The organism is Acidovorax delafieldii 2AN, assembly GCF_000175235.1.
GTDB lineage: Bacteria > Pseudomonadota > Gammaproteobacteria > Burkholderiales > Burkholderiaceae_C > Acidovorax > Acidovorax delafieldii_B.
On record NZ_ACQT01000001.1, the window covers coordinates 109,966 to 128,214 of the forward strand.

Below are 18,249 nucleotides of genomic sequence, written 5' to 3' on the forward strand. Positions count from 1 at the left end.
ACACGCCATGTTGGAAAAGTTGCACGGCAAGGTGGCTGTGGTCACCGGCTCGGGGCGGGGTATTGGCAGGGCGATGGCCCTCAAACTTGCGAGTGAAGGTGCCAGGCTCATCCTCAATGACCTCGACGAAGCGCCAGCTGCTGCGGTGCACGAGGAAATCCTTGCGCTGGGCGGCGAGGCGGTAATCTGCTGCGGCAACGTGGCCGCAGCAGATTTTGCGGATCGGCTGATTGGTACGGCGACGAGCGCGTTCGGTGGGCTCGATATCCTCATCAACAATGCTGGCTATACCTGGGACAACGTCATCCAGAAGACCACGGACGAACAGTGGTATGCGATGCTGGATGTGCACTTGACCGCACCGTTTCGTATTCTGCGGGCTGCTCAGCCGGTGATTCGCGAGCTGAACCGAGCTGACGCAGCGGCAGGCCGTCGCGTGGTGCGTAAGGTGGTCAACATTTCCTCGGTAGCAGGCGTTTTCGGCAATGCGGGGCAGGCCAACTACTCCGCCGCCAAGGCCGGCATCATGGGCCTGACTATGACGCTGGCCAAGGAGTGGGGGCGCCTGAACACCACCGTCAACTGCGTGGCCTACGGACTCATCCGGACCCGTATGACCGAGGCCACTGCCGATGCCGACGCCGCCATCCAGGTCGAAGGGCGCGAGATCAGGGTGGGGGTGAATCCGGACCTGATGGCTGCGATGGAGCGCGGCATCCCGCTGGGCCGGGCCGGCACGCCCGAGGAGGCCGCCGGAGCGGCCTACCTGTTCTGCATCCCCGAATCCGACTACGTGAGCGGCCAGACGTTGCTGTGCACGGGCGGGCTCACCGGCATCTGACCCCGCACCATGGCAAAGCCCGACACCGTCGCGCTGACCTACCCGTTCGAGCCGCCCACGCCGCGCCACACGGTCGAGGTCGCCCCCGGCGTACGCTGGATCCGGCTGTCCATGCCGTTCCGGCTTGATCACATCAACGTCTGGGCCATCGACACAGACGATGGCTGGGTGCTGGTGGACACCGGCCTGAACGACCCCGCCACCGTGGCCGACTGGCTGGCCCTCATAGCGCAGGGGCCGCTGACGCGCCCCCTGCAGGGCGTGTACGCCACTCACATGCACCCTGACCACATCGGCCTGGCGGGTTGGTTCACGCGCCGCGCCGGCGTGCCGCTGCACATGAGCCGACTGGAATACCTGAGCTGCCGCGTGATGCACGCCGACACGAACCGCGAGGCGCCGCCCGACGGTGTGCGATTTTATCGGCGCGCCGGCTGGTCGGAGGCGGCCCTCGAGAGCTACCGCAGCCGTTTCGGTAGTTTTGGCAAGCACATCCACGCGCTGCCTGAAAGTTTCGTGCGCCTTCAGGACGGCGATCACGTTCAAATGGGCCTGCATAGCTGGCGGGCGATCACCACCGGCGGTCACTCGCCGGAACATGTCTGCCTATACTCCAAGGACTTGAAACTGCTGATTGCCGGCGACCAAGTGCTACCGCGAATTTCGTCCAATGTATCGGTGTTCGCCAGCGAGCCGCAGGCCAATCCCCTCAAGGATTGGTACGAGTCGCAGGACAGGCTGAAGCGGGAGGTGTCTGCTGATGTACTGGTGCTTCCCTCTCATAACGAGCCCTTTTATGGGCTACACGAACGACTTGCGTCGCTCAAGGCAGGCCAGGATCAGGCGCTGGAGCGGTTGCACCAGTCGCTGTGCAGCGGGCCACAACGGATCGTGGACGTGTTCCCCGCCCTGTTTCGCCGCGCCATAGGGGAGCAGGATGGGCAGCAACTAAGTCTTGCCACGGGCGAGGCCGTGGCCTGCATGAACTACCTCATTGCGGATGGCGCCGTGGAATGTTACGTGGACGAGAGCGGCGTTGCATGGTATTCGCTGAAGCCGTGAAGACCGTGCGGCTCTCCGACCTCAGTCACCCCATTCATTGGTCTTCGGTCGAGGTGTATGCAAGGAAATTGTTCCCAGGAACAGATCAGTTTGCACGGAAAACTGTCGGTAGCGTGAGGCGCCAAGAAGCGCAATGTGGGCAAGGGGGCTGCACCTTGCCAACGATGGGCGATCGGCTTCTTGGCGAGGAGATCCAGCCGAACGGCGCGGTCGCGAGGGGAGGCCGCAGTCGGCGGTGAGCTTTGCAGGGGCTTTGGGCAAAGCTGATTAAGGTTCACGGCTAGCGCGTGTGAGGCGTTACGTAGCGATGAAGCATAAGACTTTGCGATGGCTGCTGATCAAGGCTCGGGCTCGGGATTGGAGCAACACCGCAAGCCCATGCGACGCGCAAATTCCTGCAGACGATGGACTGTCATCGTGCCGTGGGCGGCGCTGTGCGAGGTGATGGCGCGCTGGCGGAAGTCGGCATCCAGAGACACCGCGCATAGGCACATCGTGGCATTGAAACGCACCTTTGCGGCTAACCAAGGCCCATGACCCCACATGAGGGACTTGGGATTGCCGTGAGGTTGCAGCGCCTACATACTCTCGATTGCCCAATGTTTGTTCGCCGTGTTGCTCTTCGCAGCTGTCTAGCACTTGCATGTTGATTTCCACGCATACCTGACACCCGCTCGCGCACTGACTTCCGCCGCATGGTGCCTACGTCGAAATCCCTCGTTTCTCACTAGCCCCTGATCCACCGCCATGTGGAGCAGTCTTCTGAGCATGAGCTTCTTACCCTGTTCTTTCTCGGGAAGAGTAGTGTGCAGCCGTTTCCGCAGCCCTAACTCAAGCGCTGCCAAGGCTTGAGCCGTTGCTGGCATATAGAAGCGATAGACGTACCACGCATAGAGATAGAGATTGCGGGCAATCTCAAACTGAATCGCCACCGGCTCAGGAACGGCGGAACTGATTTGAATGGCGGCAACTCCAGCGTGATGAGCATCCAGCGAGGGTGTTTGTGGGGCCGCCCATGTGACTGTCCGCGGGTCAGGCCTCATGGCAGTGGAACTGTCGCGCAACCTGTCAGCAGGGTGGAGTGTTGTCTGCTTCACATTCGTTCCGTCCTTTTGACCCACTGTCAGCCTGCAGCGCGCGTTCCTCGACACTTCGGATAGGTTGAGCACCCCCAGAAGTTGCTTCCGGCGTTTGCGCCTTGTCGAGCGGTGCGCAACTGCATGGAAGCACCGCAGCGTGGACAGTCCGGCGCAGCGGTCTCTGCCTTGGCGATCGCAGTGGCCTCGGGCCGCTGCGCCAGAGCCAGAGAATCCGCCGGATTTGATTGAGGCGGAGACGTTCCAGTCCGCCGTGCGCGTTGAATCATCGCGAAGAGACGGGGGCCATCGACCAGCTCAATGTTCCGGCCTTGCGCAAACTCCACTGCGTCGGCTGTGAAGCGCCCCGAGGTCACCACGAATCCGCCCGTGGCCCCCTTGGCAGCCATGACACCATAGAGTTCGCGCACGGTGGTCACCCCCACCTTGTAAGCCTTCCATTGTTTGCACTGTACGAAGAATTTCTCGTTGCCTTTGATGAGTACGAGGTCCACACCACCATCTGGGCCGGCGCCCCCTAACTCTGCAACCCGGTAGCCCTGCTGTCGATAGGATTCCCCCACGAGAATTTCAAATTCTCTCCAGCTCATGCCATCCAGAGCATCCGAGCTTTCAGCTTGCGAAACACCGGCTATCAGTTCCCTGCGTTGTTTGCGCCGCCAAGCGGAGATCGCTGCAGCAATCAGGCACATCAGGGGAGCGAGGTACTGGCCAATTGTTGCCAATCCGTGGATGACGGCCTTTTGCATCATCGCTCCCACCATCGCGCCGCCCTGGCCTTGGATATCTGAAGGTTTGATAGGAGCGGCCAAGTTGCTGAGCACTATGTAGCTCACCGCAGCCAGCACCAAGCAGACCCACCATGGAAGCAGGGAAAGCAAGTCCAGGATGTCTTCCAAAGGACTGGTTTTCTTGCGTCTGGCCATGATTTCCTCCCTGTGCGTTGGTTCTCTTTGAAGCGGGCGTCTTTGCGCCCGGAAGCTCAGCGGTATCTTGGCGACCGCTATGACCTTGAGACAAGTTTATTCAAGAGTGGCAGCCAGGGCATCTACGCTTCTGCCGTCATAGAAGTCTTGTAGGCAGCAGCGGCTCTAAAGCTCACTTGCACCGCAACTCAGCACTTGAGGGCAAAGAAGATTTTGCGGGCCTTGTACAAGTCCGTTTCAGCCTCTTGTTTTTGGTTGGCTGCCGATCGCGCGACACGAGCGTCCAATTCTGGTAACTGGCGGTCAAGGTTGCGGCAGGTGGATTTGTCCCCGGCGGACAGTTTGTGCCGCCTGCGCTCGACGTTCATCTGCTCGTGATCCAGGCCCGTGAGCGGCTGAAGCGCCAAGTCCACGGCTTTTCTGTTTTCGTCGCGCAAAACATCAGCACCTTTGCGCGTGCGGCCGCTCATCTTGTCCATGCCCTGCGTGGGTGTGGCGTCCACTACCTTCGCTCCAACGCAGGGTTCATCTGAGTAGGTCACTTTGCCGCCGTGTTCGCAGCGATAGACCTGGGCGCTAGCGGTTGTTGCCAACAGCGTGCATGCCATGATTGCAAGAAAGGTTCGCATATGCAAATTATGGGTTCCCCAGAAAGCGCAAAGCCGCCTCCTAGGGCGGCTGCTCAATGCCTGTGCCGAGGCATCAATCTTTCTTCGTTCCCTCTTTGCCCGTGTACGGGTTCACATTGCCCTTGTGGCTCCAGTTGTTCGTCTTGGAACTGTCAGGGTTGGTCGCCCGGTGGGGCGGGACATAGGTGCCGTTTTTGGTGGTGTGTCCGCTGACGGCATGGCTGCCCCCTTTGGCCATCGCGGGCACAGCTAAGACAGAAAGTGCCAGAACACTAGCAAGCAGAAGAGGCTTCATAGGGGGCTGGTTTCAATTTACTTGTGACCGCCAACATAGCGACCGCCCTTGCCACTGCGCCCCTTGCCACCGACTCTCTTGCTTCCAGTTCGTCCCTTGGTTTCAAAGATGTATGTGGGGCTAGAAACGGCTGAGGGGGACAGGTGAATCCCAGACGGGGTCTGAACTGGTGCTGCGCTGGCCATGGTGGATGCGCCGAGGATGAACGCGAACAATGCTGCCTTCATGTGTCTCCTGGATTGGTTGTATGTGCATGTTACGCAGAACAGAACGTTGATGCCAACCAAAAATGACAGAGGGGGGCAGTGGGTCACTTCTGCGTGGAAATCAACAACGCAATCACTCAGCGAAGTTCACAGTTCAGCAGCAGAAGGGCTTGCCATGGCCGATCAGCAAACGGCCGTAGGAGAATGAAGGCCTGCTACGTCGTCAACGTAGCCTGTCAGCGCTGTAACTTCTCGGTGCGCTCCCGTAATATCTTCCCTATGAACATCCGTCACCTTTCCAAACTGCGTGAGGCACAAACCAGATGACGACGCGTCCTCTCATCGCACTTGACGCAGACGGCGTGCTGCTGGACTACAGTCTGGCCTATGCGCACCTCTGGGAACGTGCCTTTGGGTATTTTCCGAAGGAGTTGGACAAGGATGCATATTGGCCCTTGGACCGCTGGGAAGTCGAGGCGCTGGATGGTGAGAGGCTCTCGATTTTCAAGGCCTGCATGGATGAGCACTTCTGGTCCACGATTCCTGCCGTTGAGCATGCAGTGCAAGCCTGCCACCGATTGCACGATGCTGGATTCAACCTCGTGTGTGTCACAGCGCTGCGCCCGCAGTTCCAGAACGCACGTTTACGGAATCTGCGGGATGCTGGATTCCCCATCGAACGGGTGATCGCAACAGGACGCTCCACAGGGGATCGCAGTCCCAAAGCCGAGGCTATAGAGCATTTGGGTGCTGCGGCTTTCGTGGACGACTATTTGCCGTACTTCAAGGGCATCAAACCTGGCACTCACCTCGCTTTGGTATGCCGTGGGTCGACTCGATCCCCCAATGTTGGGCTTGATCTGGAGATTGTTCATTCCCAACATTCGAGTCTTGCGGCATTCGCGGATTGGATGCTGCGAAGCGGGCCGGGCAACTCTGGAATCAGAAGCAGAATTTCATAATGCGTCAGCCTCTTCTGGATGTCAAGAGGCAAGCCGACGCATAGACAGCACCGTCAGTTGTCCTCAAGCTGCTGCTGAAGGTGCTCCAGGCGCTCCGCCAGCATCTCACGCTCAGTGAGCATGGCGTGAACGGTGGTGGTGCCGATGCACACCACCCGGTACCAGATGTGAAATCCCATCGCGGTGTACCCCTCCTGGCCAGCCAGGGTGATGGCTGACTGGATGTCCTCGGCAAAGAACTCATCCACCTCGGTTTGGTGGTCGAGTACCCGGGCGGTGTAGTAATTCGGCGCTTGTTGGTCGATATGCGGTGACAGAAGCATGGGCGTGTTCTGGGTATGAACTGCTATCGCAACGATGTCCCCTGAGGGCACTGCCCCCAGTCTCTCATCCCATGAACACCGTGTACGCAAGCCCGGAATCCTGCAGCCCTGTCAGACCGATCTGGGTGCCTGTAGCGTCCAGCATGGCTTGCATATTCGACCAGCTGGGCCTGCGTGTACTCGCCGCGCTCCAGGACTACGACGAAGGTGGCGCGGTCGGATCTGGAGGTTATTCCCGCAGTAGAGTCCCCGTATCGGGAACCTAAATCGCGCTGCTTTCGCTTTAGGCTGATCTGAGACTATCGCGGCTGACGGCCTGAATGGCCGCAATCACGAAACCGGCCATTGAACGTCGACGGCCTCAAACGGCAGCATTGCCCTCGATACCGGTCGCAATCAGAACGAGCGGCCGCTCCTGCTGACCACGACTGGCTCAAAGCCACAAAAACCAGCGATTCACCCTGACGACTTCCTGGCGCACGAACCATGCGCCATCACGGACTTTGCTACGTGGCGTGGTCAGGGCGCCCGATAGCGGCCCACATTGGTTCAATTTATTGACAATTACTTTCAATAGCAAATAATCACGCATCTCGTCAAGCTGAAGTCGTGTCCATGCCGGGTCTACCCTGCACCCGATGCGGCTGATCCGCCTCAGTACGGACCGCGCCGAGTCGGAACTGATCAGGTTCATGATGTTCGGGAAAAGCATGGAAGGCTATGGATAAAAACAAGTCAGCCACCATCCTCGTTGTCGATGACGAGGAGCGCAACGTCAAGTTGCTGGAGACCCTGCTGCAGGCCGATGGCTATATCACCATGTCAGCCAGCAGCGGGCGCGATGCGCTGGCCCAGGCGTCAGCCAATCCTCCCGATCTCATCCTGCTCGACATCATGATGCCGGATTTGGATGGTTTTGATACCACAGTCCTGCTCAAGGCCGATCCACGCACCCAAGCAGTGCCGATCATCGTGATCACCTCGCTCGATGATCGCCAGTCAAAACTGCGCGCCCTGGAGGCGGGCGCCGAAGAGTTCCTGAGCAAACCGATCGATCGTGCCGACCTCAAAGTGCGTGTGCGGAACCTGTTGAGACTCAAAGAATATGCCGACTTCCTGGCTAACCACAACAGCATTCTGGAAAAGCAGGTTCAGCAGCGTACCGTCCAACTGAAAGATGCACATGGCGAAACTATCCTCACACTGGTTCGCGCAGCCGAACACAAGGACGAGGAAACCGGTCATCATGTTCGACGCATCAGCCACTACTGCCATGAACTGGCCAGCGCCTTGAAAATGACTGCGGAATTCCAGGAGATCATCTTCCTGGCCAGTCCGATGCACGATATTGGCAAGATCGGCATCCCGGACCACATTTTGTTCAAGCCCGGGCCACTCAACGAGTCAGAATGGAAAATCATGCGCACGCACAGCGAACTAGGCGCCAGCATTCTGTCCAACAGCACCTCGCCCTACACCCAAATGGGTTGCGACATCGCCCTCAATCACCATGAGCGCTGGGACGGCAGCGGCTACCCCAATGGTCTCAAGGGCGAGGCCATCCCGGTGCCAGCACGCATCATGCAAATCTGCGATGTGTACGACGCGCTGCGCAGCCAGCGGCCTTACAAACCGGCATATGACCATGCGCGCGCCATGCACATCATCCGCCAAGGCGACGGACGGGTTCGGCCTGAACACTTCGATCCCGATGTACTCGCCTGTTTTTTACAAAAGGCAGACCGATTTGCCGCCATTTATGAGCAGCACGACGAGGCCAAACCCACCCCCTGCGTGGCGCAGGTTTTGCCGCCAGTTTCCTGAGCATTCACAAATCAGTTGATGGATAAAAGTTCCCCCTTCCTATCCACTTACATCCCTGAGCGTAGCGATCGTCGCATCGCGCTGCTCGTCTTCATGGCATCCGTGACGGTGTTCCTCTGTGCAGCGCCGTTTGCAAAACTTCCGCTCCCCCAGATTCCAGCCTTTCTGCCGATCTATCAATCCGCGCTTGTCATCATCGAAATGATTACGGCTGCCTTGCTATTTGGGCAGTTTGGCATCCTGCGCTCGAGAGCACTGGCAGTACTGGCTAGCGGCTATCTGTTCAGTGCCACGATGGCAGTTTTCCATGCACTCAGTTTTCCTGGGTTGTTCGCGCCTGCCGGTCTTCTCGGCGCCGGGACACAGACCACCGCTTGGATTTACTTCCTCTGGCATGGCGGCTTTCCTCTGTTCGTCATCGGCTACACGCAACTGCAGAATGTCAAGGATTCGCCAGCCCATCCACGTGATCGACTGTTTGGGCACGTGGTGCCCTATGTGATTGCGGCCATTGCCGTGGCGAGCGGATTAACGCTTCTTGCCTCGATGGAAGATGCCCTGCCTGTGATCATGGCGGGAGACATAGATGCCTCGGCGAAGATCGTCGTCGCTGCGATCGTATGGACGTTCAGCCTCATCGCCCTGGCTATTCTGTGGCGGCGGCGTTCACATTCAGTGCTTGATCTGTGGCTGATGGTGGTCATGTGCGCCTGGCTATTCGACAGCGCCTTGGCCGCCGTCCTCAACCATGGTCGCTACGATCTTGGTTGGTATGCAGGTCGCATTTACGGTCTGTTTGCGGCCAGCTTCGTGCTCATAGTGTTACTGCTGGAAAATGGCAAGCTCTACGCCCGGCTCGCCGACTCTCACGAGAGAGAACGCAGCAAGACCAAAGACCTGCAGCAACTCACCGTTCAACTCGAATCTGTTAACAACCTGCTGGCCGAGAAGAATCAACAGTTGCAGGAGGTGAGTCAGCTGAAATCGGATTTCCTCGCCAACATGTCACATGAACTGCGCACCCCGTTAAATGCGATCATCGGTTTCTCCGAAGTGCTCAAGGATGGACTGGTTGGCGAGATCACACCAAAGCAGCATGAGTTTGTCAGCGACATATTCGCCAGTGGCCAGCATCTGCTGTCCCTGATCAACGACATTCTCGACCTGTCCAAGATCGAGGCCGGCAAGATGACCCTCGACCTCGACACACAGGACGTGGATGCCATGCTGAGAAACAGCCTATCGATCGTCAAGGAGAAGGCTTCAGCCCATGCCATCTTGCTTCAATTCGACGTAGCCGAACCACTTGGCATGGCGCTGCTGGACGCGCGCAAGACCAAGCAGATTGTCTTCAATCTCCTGTCCAACGCCGTGAAGTTCAGCGCCAATAACGGGAAGGTAACCTTGCAGGCCCGCAAAGTGCAGCGCGCCGCCATCGAAACCTGGGCAACGCAGCAGCCGACCAGCCTGCGAATGCCCCTGCCACCCAGCGCATTTGCCGATTTCCTGGAAATTGCAGTGGTAGATACGGGCCTCGGCATCTCCGCTGCGGATGTTCCGCGCCTTTTTCAGGCGTTTTCGCAACTCGATTCCTCGCTGTCACGCGTATCGGAAGGCACCGGACTTGGGCTGGCACTGGTCCTCAAGCTGGTCCAGCTGCACGGTGGTACTGTGGCACTGGCCAGCACACCGGGGCATGGCTCTACGTTCACCGTCTGGCTACCATGGCGCAAAACCGACGCAGCGACCGGGGATACGGATGAAACGGCGCCTCTGCATGCCGTGGCCGACACCAACCGGCAACTTGCGCTGCTCATCGAAGACAACGAACGCGCCGCTGAGCTGATTCGTCTCCAATTGGAGCCGGAAGGATTCGAGATCATGCGCGCCAGCAACGCGAAGGAAGGGCTCGAATTGCTGGCAAAGCGGAAACCGGCTGTCATCCTCCTCGATATCTTGTTGCCCGACATGGATGGCTGGGACCTGCTGGCGCGACTCAAGCAGCCGGATTCATCTGCTGTCCACATTCCCGTCGTCATTGTCTCGATCGTCGCCGATGCGCGCAATGGGTTCTTTCTCGGTGCCAGTGCTGTGCTGCAAAAACCGGTAGCACGCAATGAGCTGATCAAGTCCCTCCAGAACCTCGGGCTGGCAAAAACAAGCTGCGTTCTCAAGGTGCTGGTCGTCGATGACGACATGAAGGCGGCGGATCTGCTGTCAGCCTATCTCTCCGAACCGGGCTATGCGGTGTTGCGGGCCTATGGCGGCAGGGAGGCCATCGCCATGGCGAAACGAGAACGGCCCGATCTGCTTGTGCTGGACCTGTTGATGCCCGAAGCGAGTGGTTTCGATGTCGTCGAGGCGCTCAAGAGCAGTCCTGAAACAGCCTCTATCCCCATCGTCGTAGTGACCGCCAAGACCCTCACGCAGGAGGACCGAGCCACCCTGAACGGCTTTGTCGCGGCGATTCTGGAGAAAACCAGCTTCAATCACGCTCACTTTATTAACGAAGTCCAGCGTGCCCTGAACCCCCCCCGGGGTGCATTGCCATGACGACACAGATACTGGTGGTGGAAGATACCCCCGCCAACATGAAACTTGTCAGCATGTTGCTCGGCAATTCGGGCTACCGTGTGCTCCAGGCGGACAACGCCAATGATGGCATCGCGCTGGCCCGTGAACACCTGCCCGATCTGATTCTGATGGATATTCAGCTCCCCGGCATGGATGGTCTCACGGCGACTCGCCTGCTGAAAGAGGATGCAGCGACATGCCACATCAAGATCGTCGCGCTCACAGCTTTTGCCATGAAGGGCGATGAAGACAGGATGATCGCGGCCGGCTGCGACGGCTACATCGCCAAACCGATCCGGTACAAAAAATTTCTCGAAGAGATCGAGCGAATATTGGCATCGGCACCTCCATCGACATGAGGCATGGCAAGGGAACCACAGGAGGTTCTGCATGTGGCCGTTCAACCAGAAGTTAGACCTGAACGAGATTGAAATTCACCTGCACTTCTGGGTGCGGCGAGGATCGAACCTACACGGAGAAATTGTCAGCCGACAAACTGGAAGTACTTGAAGGACTGGGCTTCGTCCAAGGGTACCGACTTCCGTCTCAGCAATCCGTGTGTCCAATTCGCGCCGTTCCCGGTGTCCAAGAGAAACCGAACAGTCTTTAGACTTCCGCGACCCTAGTGGCACCGCGCCACTGACCGCTTCCCCATCTCCTGGACTGGCGGTTTCGACCACAACCGGACCTTCGCCCCAATGACAAATTCACGAACCGAGCTTGAGGCTGCGGCGGGCAAACTCATAAGTGCGATTCAAAAGGAGTGGCATTCCGAAGCTGGAGAGCCGGAGTCGGCCGCGAGCGAGGCAGTCATGCATTTGGCCCACGAACTGCTGTAGGCCAGCAAGTCCGGGTCGCTTGCGACCGTCATTGGATCGGGCTCCGTATCCTCATACTTGGGCAACAAATGGGTCCAGGAGCATCCGCGCGTGGTGCCCTATATTGCGGCACTTGAAGCCGCCTGTTGAACATCAGGCTGCAGTCAGCCTGAAGCCCACAGCCACAACAGTCTCGCTTGCAAGCTTTTTCCGCGAAGAGGATAATTCGCGCTTATGAAATTCCTCACCAACGTGATCAAGGCATCGTTCGCCACCTAGTTGCGCCCCTCGATTGCGTATCGGAGGGCTGCGCGCCTTCCGGTCAACAAAACCCCGGCAGGCTCCCCCTCCGGGGTTTTTTGTTTTTCACACCACGGACCAACCCATGCGTACCTACGACAAGTTGATTGCCACGATTCCCGACCGCCGGAGCTTGAGTTCCGTGCGCCCGGGCTTCGGCGACAGCACACATCTCAGACGCTAGCGACCAGGCGAATCCTTCACGCCTGGGCTGGCGCAAAGCCAACCAGGCGGCAGCTGCTCGCAGAGCCGAGTGCAGCCGCAAAAGAAAGATTCGCCATGACCAAGACTTCTTCTTCCTCGCGCAATAACGTTCCTCGACAACTGCGCAACCTCGGTGTCATCGCTCACGTCGACGCGGGCAAGACCACGACCACTGAACGCATCCTGTTCTACACCGGCGAAAGCCACCGCATCGGCGAAGTGCACGACGGCACGGCCCAAATGGATTTCGACCCGCAGGAGCAAAAGCGCGGCATCACCATCAACAGTGCCGCAGTCACGGTTCATTGGAAGGGCACGCAGCTCAACCTGATTGACACGCCCGGCCACATCGACTTCAACATCGAGGTGAATCGCTCGCTGCGCGTGCTCGACGGTGCCGTTGTCGTGTTCGATGGTGTCGCTGGCGTGGAGCCGCAGACTGAGACCAACTGGCGCTTGGCCGACAAGTACCGCGTACCGCGCATCGCCTTCATCAACAAACTCGACCGCGTGGGTGCTGACTTCCACCGCGTGGTGACCATGATGGAAGAACGCCTGGGCGTACGCGTGGCTCCGCTGCAAATCCCCATTGGCGCGGAAGGCGACTTCCGAGGCGTGGTGGACCTCTTGAGCATGCGCGCTCGCATCTGGGACCGTGACGACGCGAGCGCCCCGTACCGCGAAGCCGATGTGCCCGCCGCCCTGTTTGAGCAAGCGGTGCGCAGCCGCGCCCGCCTGGTCGAAGCCGCTGTGGAACAGGACGAAGCGGCCCTACAAGCCTACGTGAACGGCGAAGACATCGCCGTCGACGTGTTGCGCGCAGCCATCCGCAAGGGTGTGCTGGCGGGTGCCTTCGTGCCTGCGCTGGCCGGCTCGGCCTTCAAGAACCGGGGTGTAGAGCCTCTGCTCGACGCCGTGGTGGACTACCTGCCTGCGCCGGACGACATCGTGCGCGACGGCGGTCAGCCTGCTTCAGCAGCCGACCCGTTCGCCGCTCTTGCGTTCAAGGTCGTCACCGACGACCACGGCGCAAAGGTGTTCGTGCGTGTGTACGGCGGCCGACTGGGCCGGGGCGATGTGGTTCTCAACACCAGCACGGGAAAGACCGAGCGCGTGTCTCGCCTGTACGAAGTGCATGCTGATAAACACATCGAGCGCGACGAACTGGTGGCTGGTGACATCGCCGCTGTCGTTGGCTTGAAGGACACACTGACAGGGCACACTCTGAGTGACCCGGACCACCCGGTGGTGCTGGAGCAAATCAGCGTGCCCGAACCGGTGATCCACGTGGCCATCGAGCCCAAGGCGAGCGCGGACCAGCAAGGCCTGTCCAAGGCCCTGCAATCCCTGTTGCGTGAAGACCCGAGCCTCAGGCTGCAGCACGACGCTGAATCCGGCCAGACCATCCTGTCCGGCATGGGCGAGCTGCAGCTCGAAGTCTCTATCGAGAAGCTGCGCGCGCGCCATGGTGTGAACGTGACGGTCGGCCGCCCCCAGGTGGCTTACCGCGAGACCATTGCACGCAGTGCGGAGGTGACCCATGTGCACAAGAAGCAATCAGGCGGCCCCGGCCAGTTCGCCGAGGTGAAGCTGCTGCTCGAACCCCTGCCCAGGGGCGAAGGCATCCGCTTTGAAAGCCGCATTGTTGGAGGTGCTGTGCCACGCGAGTTCATCCCTGCTGTGGAGGCCGGCATCCGCCGTGCCGCTCTCGCAGGCGTAGTAGCTGGCTTCCCCGCTACGGACTTTGCGGCCACCCTGTTGGACGGCAGTTACCACGAGCGCGACTCGTCGACACTGGCCTTCGAGCTGGCGGCCATGGCCGCCTTCCGCGAAGCCTTCGCAAAGGCCGGTCCCCAGGTGCTGGAGCCAGTGATGGCCGTGGAGGTCATCACTCCAGCCGTCTACCTGGGCGATGCCATCGGCGACCTGAACCGCCGCCGAGGGCTGGTGCGAAGCCAGGGCCAACGCGGCAACGCCGCCACGGTCGAGGCCGAGGTACCGCTGAAAGAGATGTTCGGCTACATCGGCAGCCTGCGCGCCCTGTCATCAGGCCGCGCGCAGTACTCAATGCAGCTGGACCACTATGGGGTGGTCCCTGCAGGACAAATGACTGCATTGGTGCAGTGAAGAAGCGCACTGGGCCGGATGGACTGGCCTAGTAGACCAAACAGGAGGGGCGCGGACGGAAGTCTGCGCCCCTTTTTTTTCCTTGTGAGATGTCCGTCGCGTGGTGGATCTGGTCATCCAGGCGCAGATGGGAAGGCCGCCAGAAGATCACACACGCCTCACAGACTTCATGTTGGCCTCACGCAGCCACCGAATACTGGCACCCAACGATCCAGAGTTCTTGGATGGAAAGGTCCCCATGTTTGTAGCAATCGCGTTGGGCATCGGCCTGGTATGCCTGGCAATCTTTGGGGCGGCGACCTTCTTTCTGGCCAAGGGCATGGCCAGCGTTCTGGGTGTCCTGGCTCTCCCATTGCTCGGATACCGACCACCTGCAGTCGCCCTACGGTTGACTTCCTGGGCTGGCGCCCTGCTTGTGCTGATACTCCTGCCGATGAAAGGATGCAGCCATGTGCAGGTGGAGCTGTATCGCCAGGCGATTCCGCCCCAGTTCGAGCTGGTGGAGGTCTTGCACCACGATGAGATCGTTGGTTTCCGAGAGGGGTGTGGATACGCAATCTTCCGGCTTTCAGAAGACAACCTGGCGCGCATCCGCCGCCAGGGTCTGACTTACTTCGAAGCGGCGGAGCTCGGACGCGATGGCAAGCCCTACCACCAGTACCAGCCGTGGAAAGCCACGCCAACCTCAGAGCATGAACAGCTCCTTCGTGGGCAGAACTGCGCAGGTGAACCGTCTGAATTGCTGGAGCGGGCTCAGCGCGCAGCTGGCAACGAAGGGGCGTACTTCACTACCGGTCACGAGCAGGATCTGGTGGTTGTTCCAGCTCTGGGATTGCTAATCTACTCTTACAACGGTTGATTAGCCGGGAGGTGCTGCGGCACCTCGTCCCCCCATTCAACCAAGCTCTTCACTCCATCGTTCAAATCACATGGGCTGATCCCGGCGCAGGGTTTCACACACCCGCTGAGATTTTCAGCGAATGTGTTGCATCGACCGGTTGAATCCGCCGCCAATTGCTTCCAGTCAGCCCTTTCTCTGGCCGGCAGGTTCAGGCTGAAAGCGGAAGCTCACCAATGACTGCATTGCGGCCCCGCAGCCTTTGGCCGCGAGTCCAAGCGAACGCGAACTGCGACACTGCCTAGTTTCAGTATGTGGCAGATGAAGTAACCAGCATTGGCATCGGCATGGAGACCGATGGCGTTGAGCGCGGCATCAAGTCCTTGGAGGAACTTGCCGCGCGATGTCTCTGCAGGGGGCTAGAGAGCGTATTTGGGCAGTAGTTCTGGATGTAGATCGAAGTAGCTTTCGCCCTTTGCCTCAACTACAAGTCTGCCAAATTTCAAGAATTCCATGCCCAGGATGGCCTCATACGCTCGCGAGCCATCATTGAGGCTGGTTCCTGATGCGACAACGTCAAATGGCTTGCCGACTCCCGGTAGAAAAAGGCTCAGCGAGTAGTTGTTGTGTGTTTTTTCCCCATGCACCGTCCTGATGCTTGCTTGATCGGGGCCCATGCAAAACGCGCCCATCTCGACCAATAGCTGTTCATCGAAATGAAAGAGGTCGGCTCCAGTGTCGAGCAGTGCTCGTATTGTCCGCTGCGGTGTTCTTGTAACGCTACCGTCTTCGGAGACATGAGGAATTGCCGCAATGGTCAGATCTATAACTGGCGACCTTAGCGAGTCGGGGATGTGTTCGAAGCCTGGCCGTAGGGCCAAAGTGATGGGTATCCGGATCATAGTGGCTTGGCCTAAGGGAGACGTGATGCTGTTGTCATCTATGCAGGTGCATCGAGGTCAACTTGGGTGGTTTGGGCCGGTAGCGGGAAATTCCGACCAAATTTAGCTCGAATTTTGAATGGCGGAGATTGTGCGTGAGCTATCGTACTGGAGCGAGTTGCGGTAGAGCAGAGCATTCGTGCATTGCAACGAACGCTCCGCATCATGCCCACCAAACGTTTCTGGCGGCTCCTAGTCATCATCCTGCTCACTCTGTGGCTGTTGTTCGGCACCGGCGACACCGGGCGCGATGCCTTAAACGAGGCGGGCTCGCTAAGTCAGCCGCGACTTAGTGGGCCAGGCTTTTTTGAGGGCTTCCTGGTGAACTCGGGGCGTGCGGCCCTCGCAACCAGAAGGCAAGATCCCAGCCTAATTGAGTACCATGGGGCCTTCTGTGAAGGAGAGGATATGGGAGAGATTGCAGACAACGCGGTCATGCTGATTACTCAGAAGTCGTATCCAAACACATACGCCGCGTGGGGGGAGAAGGGCATAGAGTGTATCAATGCGCTGATGCAACCAGCGGCAGAGATCGTGGCCTCTTCGCCAGGATGTGACAGGCTGGAAGTGCTGGAGTTGAGCAACCAGCGGAGTTCGCCGCCTGACAACATCGTTTTCTTTGCTGACTGCGCAAACGGAAATCGCTTCTACATTACAGAGAGTGAAATCCTTGCCAAGCGCAAGACCGTTTCACAGAATGACAAGGCCAAGTGGCTTGATGAGCAGCAACTATTGGAGATTTCCCAAGAAGCAGTGAGGACAAGGGTGAAAGGTTCTTGCTCTTTTACGGGCGGGAGCGTCTACAGAGCCGTGGTTGGACGCACGGTTGTGACGGTTGAGTTCGAGGTGATGAACGACGCTGGCACCACAGCTGTCGCGAAGTGCTACTTTGACGGCTTGTCACTGGCGGAGGTGGAGCTCAGCCTACGATGAAATGAGGATTTTTCGATGGATTTCGGTAGCAGTTAGTATGAAGCCTTATTTATGGAGGGGATATGCAAACTGAGGCCAAGGAGCTTCGAGGGTTGAGAAGGCTTCTAGCGTCAATCCCGGTCATGTTGTGGCTAACTGTGCTCTCGCTGGTTGCTGGGTTGCTGCTCTCCGTGATCTTCAAGAATTTTGACTGGCTCAGTCGCTTTAGTGCTCTGGTCATCTGTTGGGGGATCCTTCTTCTTGCACGGCCAAGCTTTTCTGGCATCGAGATTGGCGTAGATGTGTACGCGGCAGATGCCAACATGAGTCTGGATGATCCCGAATACTATAAGCAGAAGGGCGAACCAGTTCCGGTGTGGGCTGTGGATCGGGCCAACTCGCGTCGTGCAACGGGAGTTTGGGGGCCGCTGGCCTGTTTCGTCGGAACGCTAACCAATGGTTTTGCGAGCTTGCTGAATGGACTTTTTGGATTCGTGCCCTGAGCGCTGCTCACTCAAAAAAACCAGCATCAGCGGGTTTTTGTTTGGAGCTTCGAGTTCTTCAAGACGCAAGCCAGATTGTATTGGGACTGCTGCCATCTATCCCCACTAGAGCGTGTTATGAACTCAGCCACGACGGAAGTAGATTGACCTGATGGCAAGACGCAAAAGGTACCCCACGGATGCTCTAATTTCGCTACGCGTGCTTTCACACGCTTATGCGTTTGCTGGGGGAGACGGATGCTGGATCGGAGTGGGTGAGGTGGCGATACGAGGGCTAATTCTCGCTCAAGATGAAGGTGGAAATGCCTCCACTAATGAAGCTGCGCATTGCCACGGTGTCCATATCCACGACATGCTTGGATGATGGCCTGTTAGCTTAATGGTAGAGCGACCCCTCCAAAAGCAGGCCACCACACGCCTCCTTCTGAAGGGACGAACGCGGTTCGATTCCGCGGCGGCACCAGTATGACGGCCGAACGCAACAGCCGCCCTCTGGCACACATTGTGGGTGCGCTTGGCCGCTTCCATTGTCAGCAACTGCTGCAGAACCGACCTCTGGCGTGGCAGATTCTGGCTGAAAGCAGAAACTCGCCAATGTTCGCTCTGCACTGATGTAGATTGGGCTGGAATTTGAGAGTTGCAGGTCTAAGAAGGGGCGGATCAAGTCAGGTGGCGCCCGGGCGAATTTAGCGAAAAAACCGGGAGGCCGTATGGCCTTTTGCGGCACGGCTGACCTTCCCGTAAAGCATCACCGATGCTTGGAAAAAATGCTGAATAGGCTTCAACGAGGTCAGGAGAAGCGTTGTAAATAGCGCGTAAACACCCATCCTTTGATTTCAATGTTGCCATCCTCGCTACGCCACGACA

At 58.6% G+C, this 18,249-nt stretch carries 16 protein-coding genes and 1 pseudogene; 11 read left to right on the top strand and 6 right to left on the bottom strand.

The annotated features are described in order from the left end of the window. Nucleotides 1–7: 7 nt before the first annotated feature. Together ACDELDRAFT_RS00430 and ACDELDRAFT_RS00435 are read left to right on the top strand one after the other, a co-directional pair. Nucleotides 8–841 (top strand): SDR family NAD(P)-dependent oxidoreductase, encoded by an 834-nt coding sequence (locus tag ACDELDRAFT_RS00430; RefSeq protein ID WP_005792723.1) that lies wholly within the window; start codon nt 8–10, stop codon nt 839–841. A 9-nt stretch (nt 842–850) separates the two neighbouring features. After that, on the top strand, nt 851–1,903 hold the full coding sequence (locus tag ACDELDRAFT_RS00435) for an MBL fold metallo-hydrolase (RefSeq protein WP_005792725.1): 1,053 nt from the start codon (nt 851–853) through the stop codon (nt 1,901–1,903). A 1,123-nt stretch (nt 1,904–3,026) separates the two neighbouring features. Here the strand turns inward: ACDELDRAFT_RS00435 and ACDELDRAFT_RS00440 are convergent. From ACDELDRAFT_RS00440 to ACDELDRAFT_RS00450, 3 genes are all read right to left on the bottom strand, one after another. Further along, nucleotides 3,027–3,926 carry a restriction endonuclease gene (locus ACDELDRAFT_RS00440; RefSeq protein WP_005792726.1) on the bottom strand — a complete coding sequence of 300 codons (900 nt, stop codon included), beginning with the start codon at nt 3,924–3,926 and terminating at the stop codon, nt 3,027–3,029. 188 nt (nt 3,927–4,114) lie between these two features. Then, on the bottom strand, nt 4,115–4,555 hold the full coding sequence (locus ACDELDRAFT_RS00445; protein WP_100084374.1) for a DUF4124 domain-containing protein: 441 nt from the start codon (nt 4,553–4,555) through the stop codon (nt 4,115–4,117). Between the two features lie 73 nt (nt 4,556–4,628). After that, a complete protein-coding gene (locus ACDELDRAFT_RS00450) occupies nt 4,629–4,850 on the bottom strand; it encodes a hypothetical protein (protein ID WP_040327564.1) in 222 nt (73 codons plus the stop codon). A gap of 529 nt (nt 4,851–5,379) precedes the next feature. Between ACDELDRAFT_RS00450 and ACDELDRAFT_RS00455 the strand changes: the two genes are divergently transcribed. Then, entirely contained in the window at nt 5,380–6,018 is a 639-nt protein-coding gene (locus ACDELDRAFT_RS00455) for an HAD family hydrolase (protein WP_005792729.1), read from the top strand. A 53-nt stretch (nt 6,019–6,071) separates the two neighbouring features. On the opposite strand, the gene ACDELDRAFT_RS00460 is transcribed toward ACDELDRAFT_RS00455, so the two are convergent. Further along, nucleotides 6,072–6,341, bottom strand: a complete 270-nt coding sequence (locus ACDELDRAFT_RS00460) for a hypothetical protein (protein WP_005792730.1) — start codon at nt 6,339–6,341, stop codon at nt 6,072–6,074. Nucleotides 6,342–6,774: 433 nt separating this feature from the next. Then, a complete protein-coding gene (locus ACDELDRAFT_RS24875; RefSeq protein ID WP_232504675.1) occupies nt 6,775–7,053 on the bottom strand; it encodes a hypothetical protein in 279 nt (92 codons plus the stop codon). An 8-nt stretch (nt 7,054–7,061) separates the two neighbouring features. Here ACDELDRAFT_RS24875 and ACDELDRAFT_RS00465 point away from each other — a divergent pair, with 8 nt between their 5' ends. From ACDELDRAFT_RS00465 to ACDELDRAFT_RS00485, 5 genes are all read left to right on the top strand, one after another. Continuing rightward, on the top strand, nt 7,062–8,165 hold the full coding sequence (locus ACDELDRAFT_RS00465) for an HD domain-containing phosphohydrolase (RefSeq protein ID WP_005792731.1): 1,104 nt from the start codon (nt 7,062–7,064) through the stop codon (nt 8,163–8,165). An 18-nt stretch (nt 8,166–8,183) separates the two neighbouring features. After that, nucleotides 8,184–10,718, top strand: a complete 2,535-nt coding sequence (locus ACDELDRAFT_RS00470; RefSeq protein ID WP_005792732.1) for a response regulator — start codon at nt 8,184–8,186, stop codon at nt 10,716–10,718. Further along, complete coding sequence (locus ACDELDRAFT_RS00475) at nt 10,715–11,098, top strand: response regulator (protein ID WP_005792733.1); 384 nt, start codon at nt 10,715–10,717, stop codon at nt 11,096–11,098. The genes ACDELDRAFT_RS00470 and ACDELDRAFT_RS00475 overlap by 4 nt, the downstream gene beginning before the upstream one ends. Before the next feature lie 1,038 nt (nt 11,099–12,136). Beyond that, complete coding sequence (gene fusA / locus ACDELDRAFT_RS00480) at nt 12,137–14,188, top strand: elongation factor G (RefSeq protein ID WP_005792736.1); 2,052 nt, start codon at nt 12,137–12,139, stop codon at nt 14,186–14,188. Nucleotides 14,189–14,426: 238 nt separating this feature from the next. Beyond that, nucleotides 14,427–15,047 (top strand): hypothetical protein, encoded by a 621-nt coding sequence (locus tag ACDELDRAFT_RS00485; RefSeq protein WP_005792737.1) that lies wholly within the window; start codon nt 14,427–14,429, stop codon nt 15,045–15,047. Nucleotides 15,048–15,445: 398 nt separating this feature from the next. Here ACDELDRAFT_RS00485 and ACDELDRAFT_RS00490 read toward each other — a convergent pair whose 3' ends face one another. Then, nucleotides 15,446–15,928 (bottom strand): hypothetical protein, encoded by a 483-nt coding sequence (locus tag ACDELDRAFT_RS00490; protein WP_005792738.1) that lies wholly within the window; start codon nt 15,926–15,928, stop codon nt 15,446–15,448. A 204-nt stretch (nt 15,929–16,132) separates the two neighbouring features. Here ACDELDRAFT_RS00490 and ACDELDRAFT_RS00495 point away from each other — a divergent pair, with 204 nt between their 5' ends. The 3 genes and pseudogenes from ACDELDRAFT_RS00495 (at nt 16,133) to ACDELDRAFT_RS24880 (ending at nt 17,845) form a co-directional block, all read left to right on the top strand. Further along, the gene (locus tag ACDELDRAFT_RS00495; RefSeq protein ID WP_005792739.1) at nt 16,133–16,900 is read left to right on the top strand and encodes a hypothetical protein; all 768 of its coding nucleotides are present in this window, start codon (nt 16,133–16,135) and stop codon (nt 16,898–16,900) included. A 62-nt stretch (nt 16,901–16,962) separates the two neighbouring features. Continuing rightward, a complete protein-coding gene (locus tag ACDELDRAFT_RS00500) occupies nt 16,963–17,382 on the top strand; it encodes a hypothetical protein (protein ID WP_005792740.1) in 420 nt (139 codons plus the stop codon). Between the two features lie 366 nt (nt 17,383–17,748). Then, nucleotides 17,749–17,845 (top strand): annotated as a pseudogene (locus tag ACDELDRAFT_RS24880). Nucleotides 17,846–18,249 lie beyond the last annotated feature (404 nt).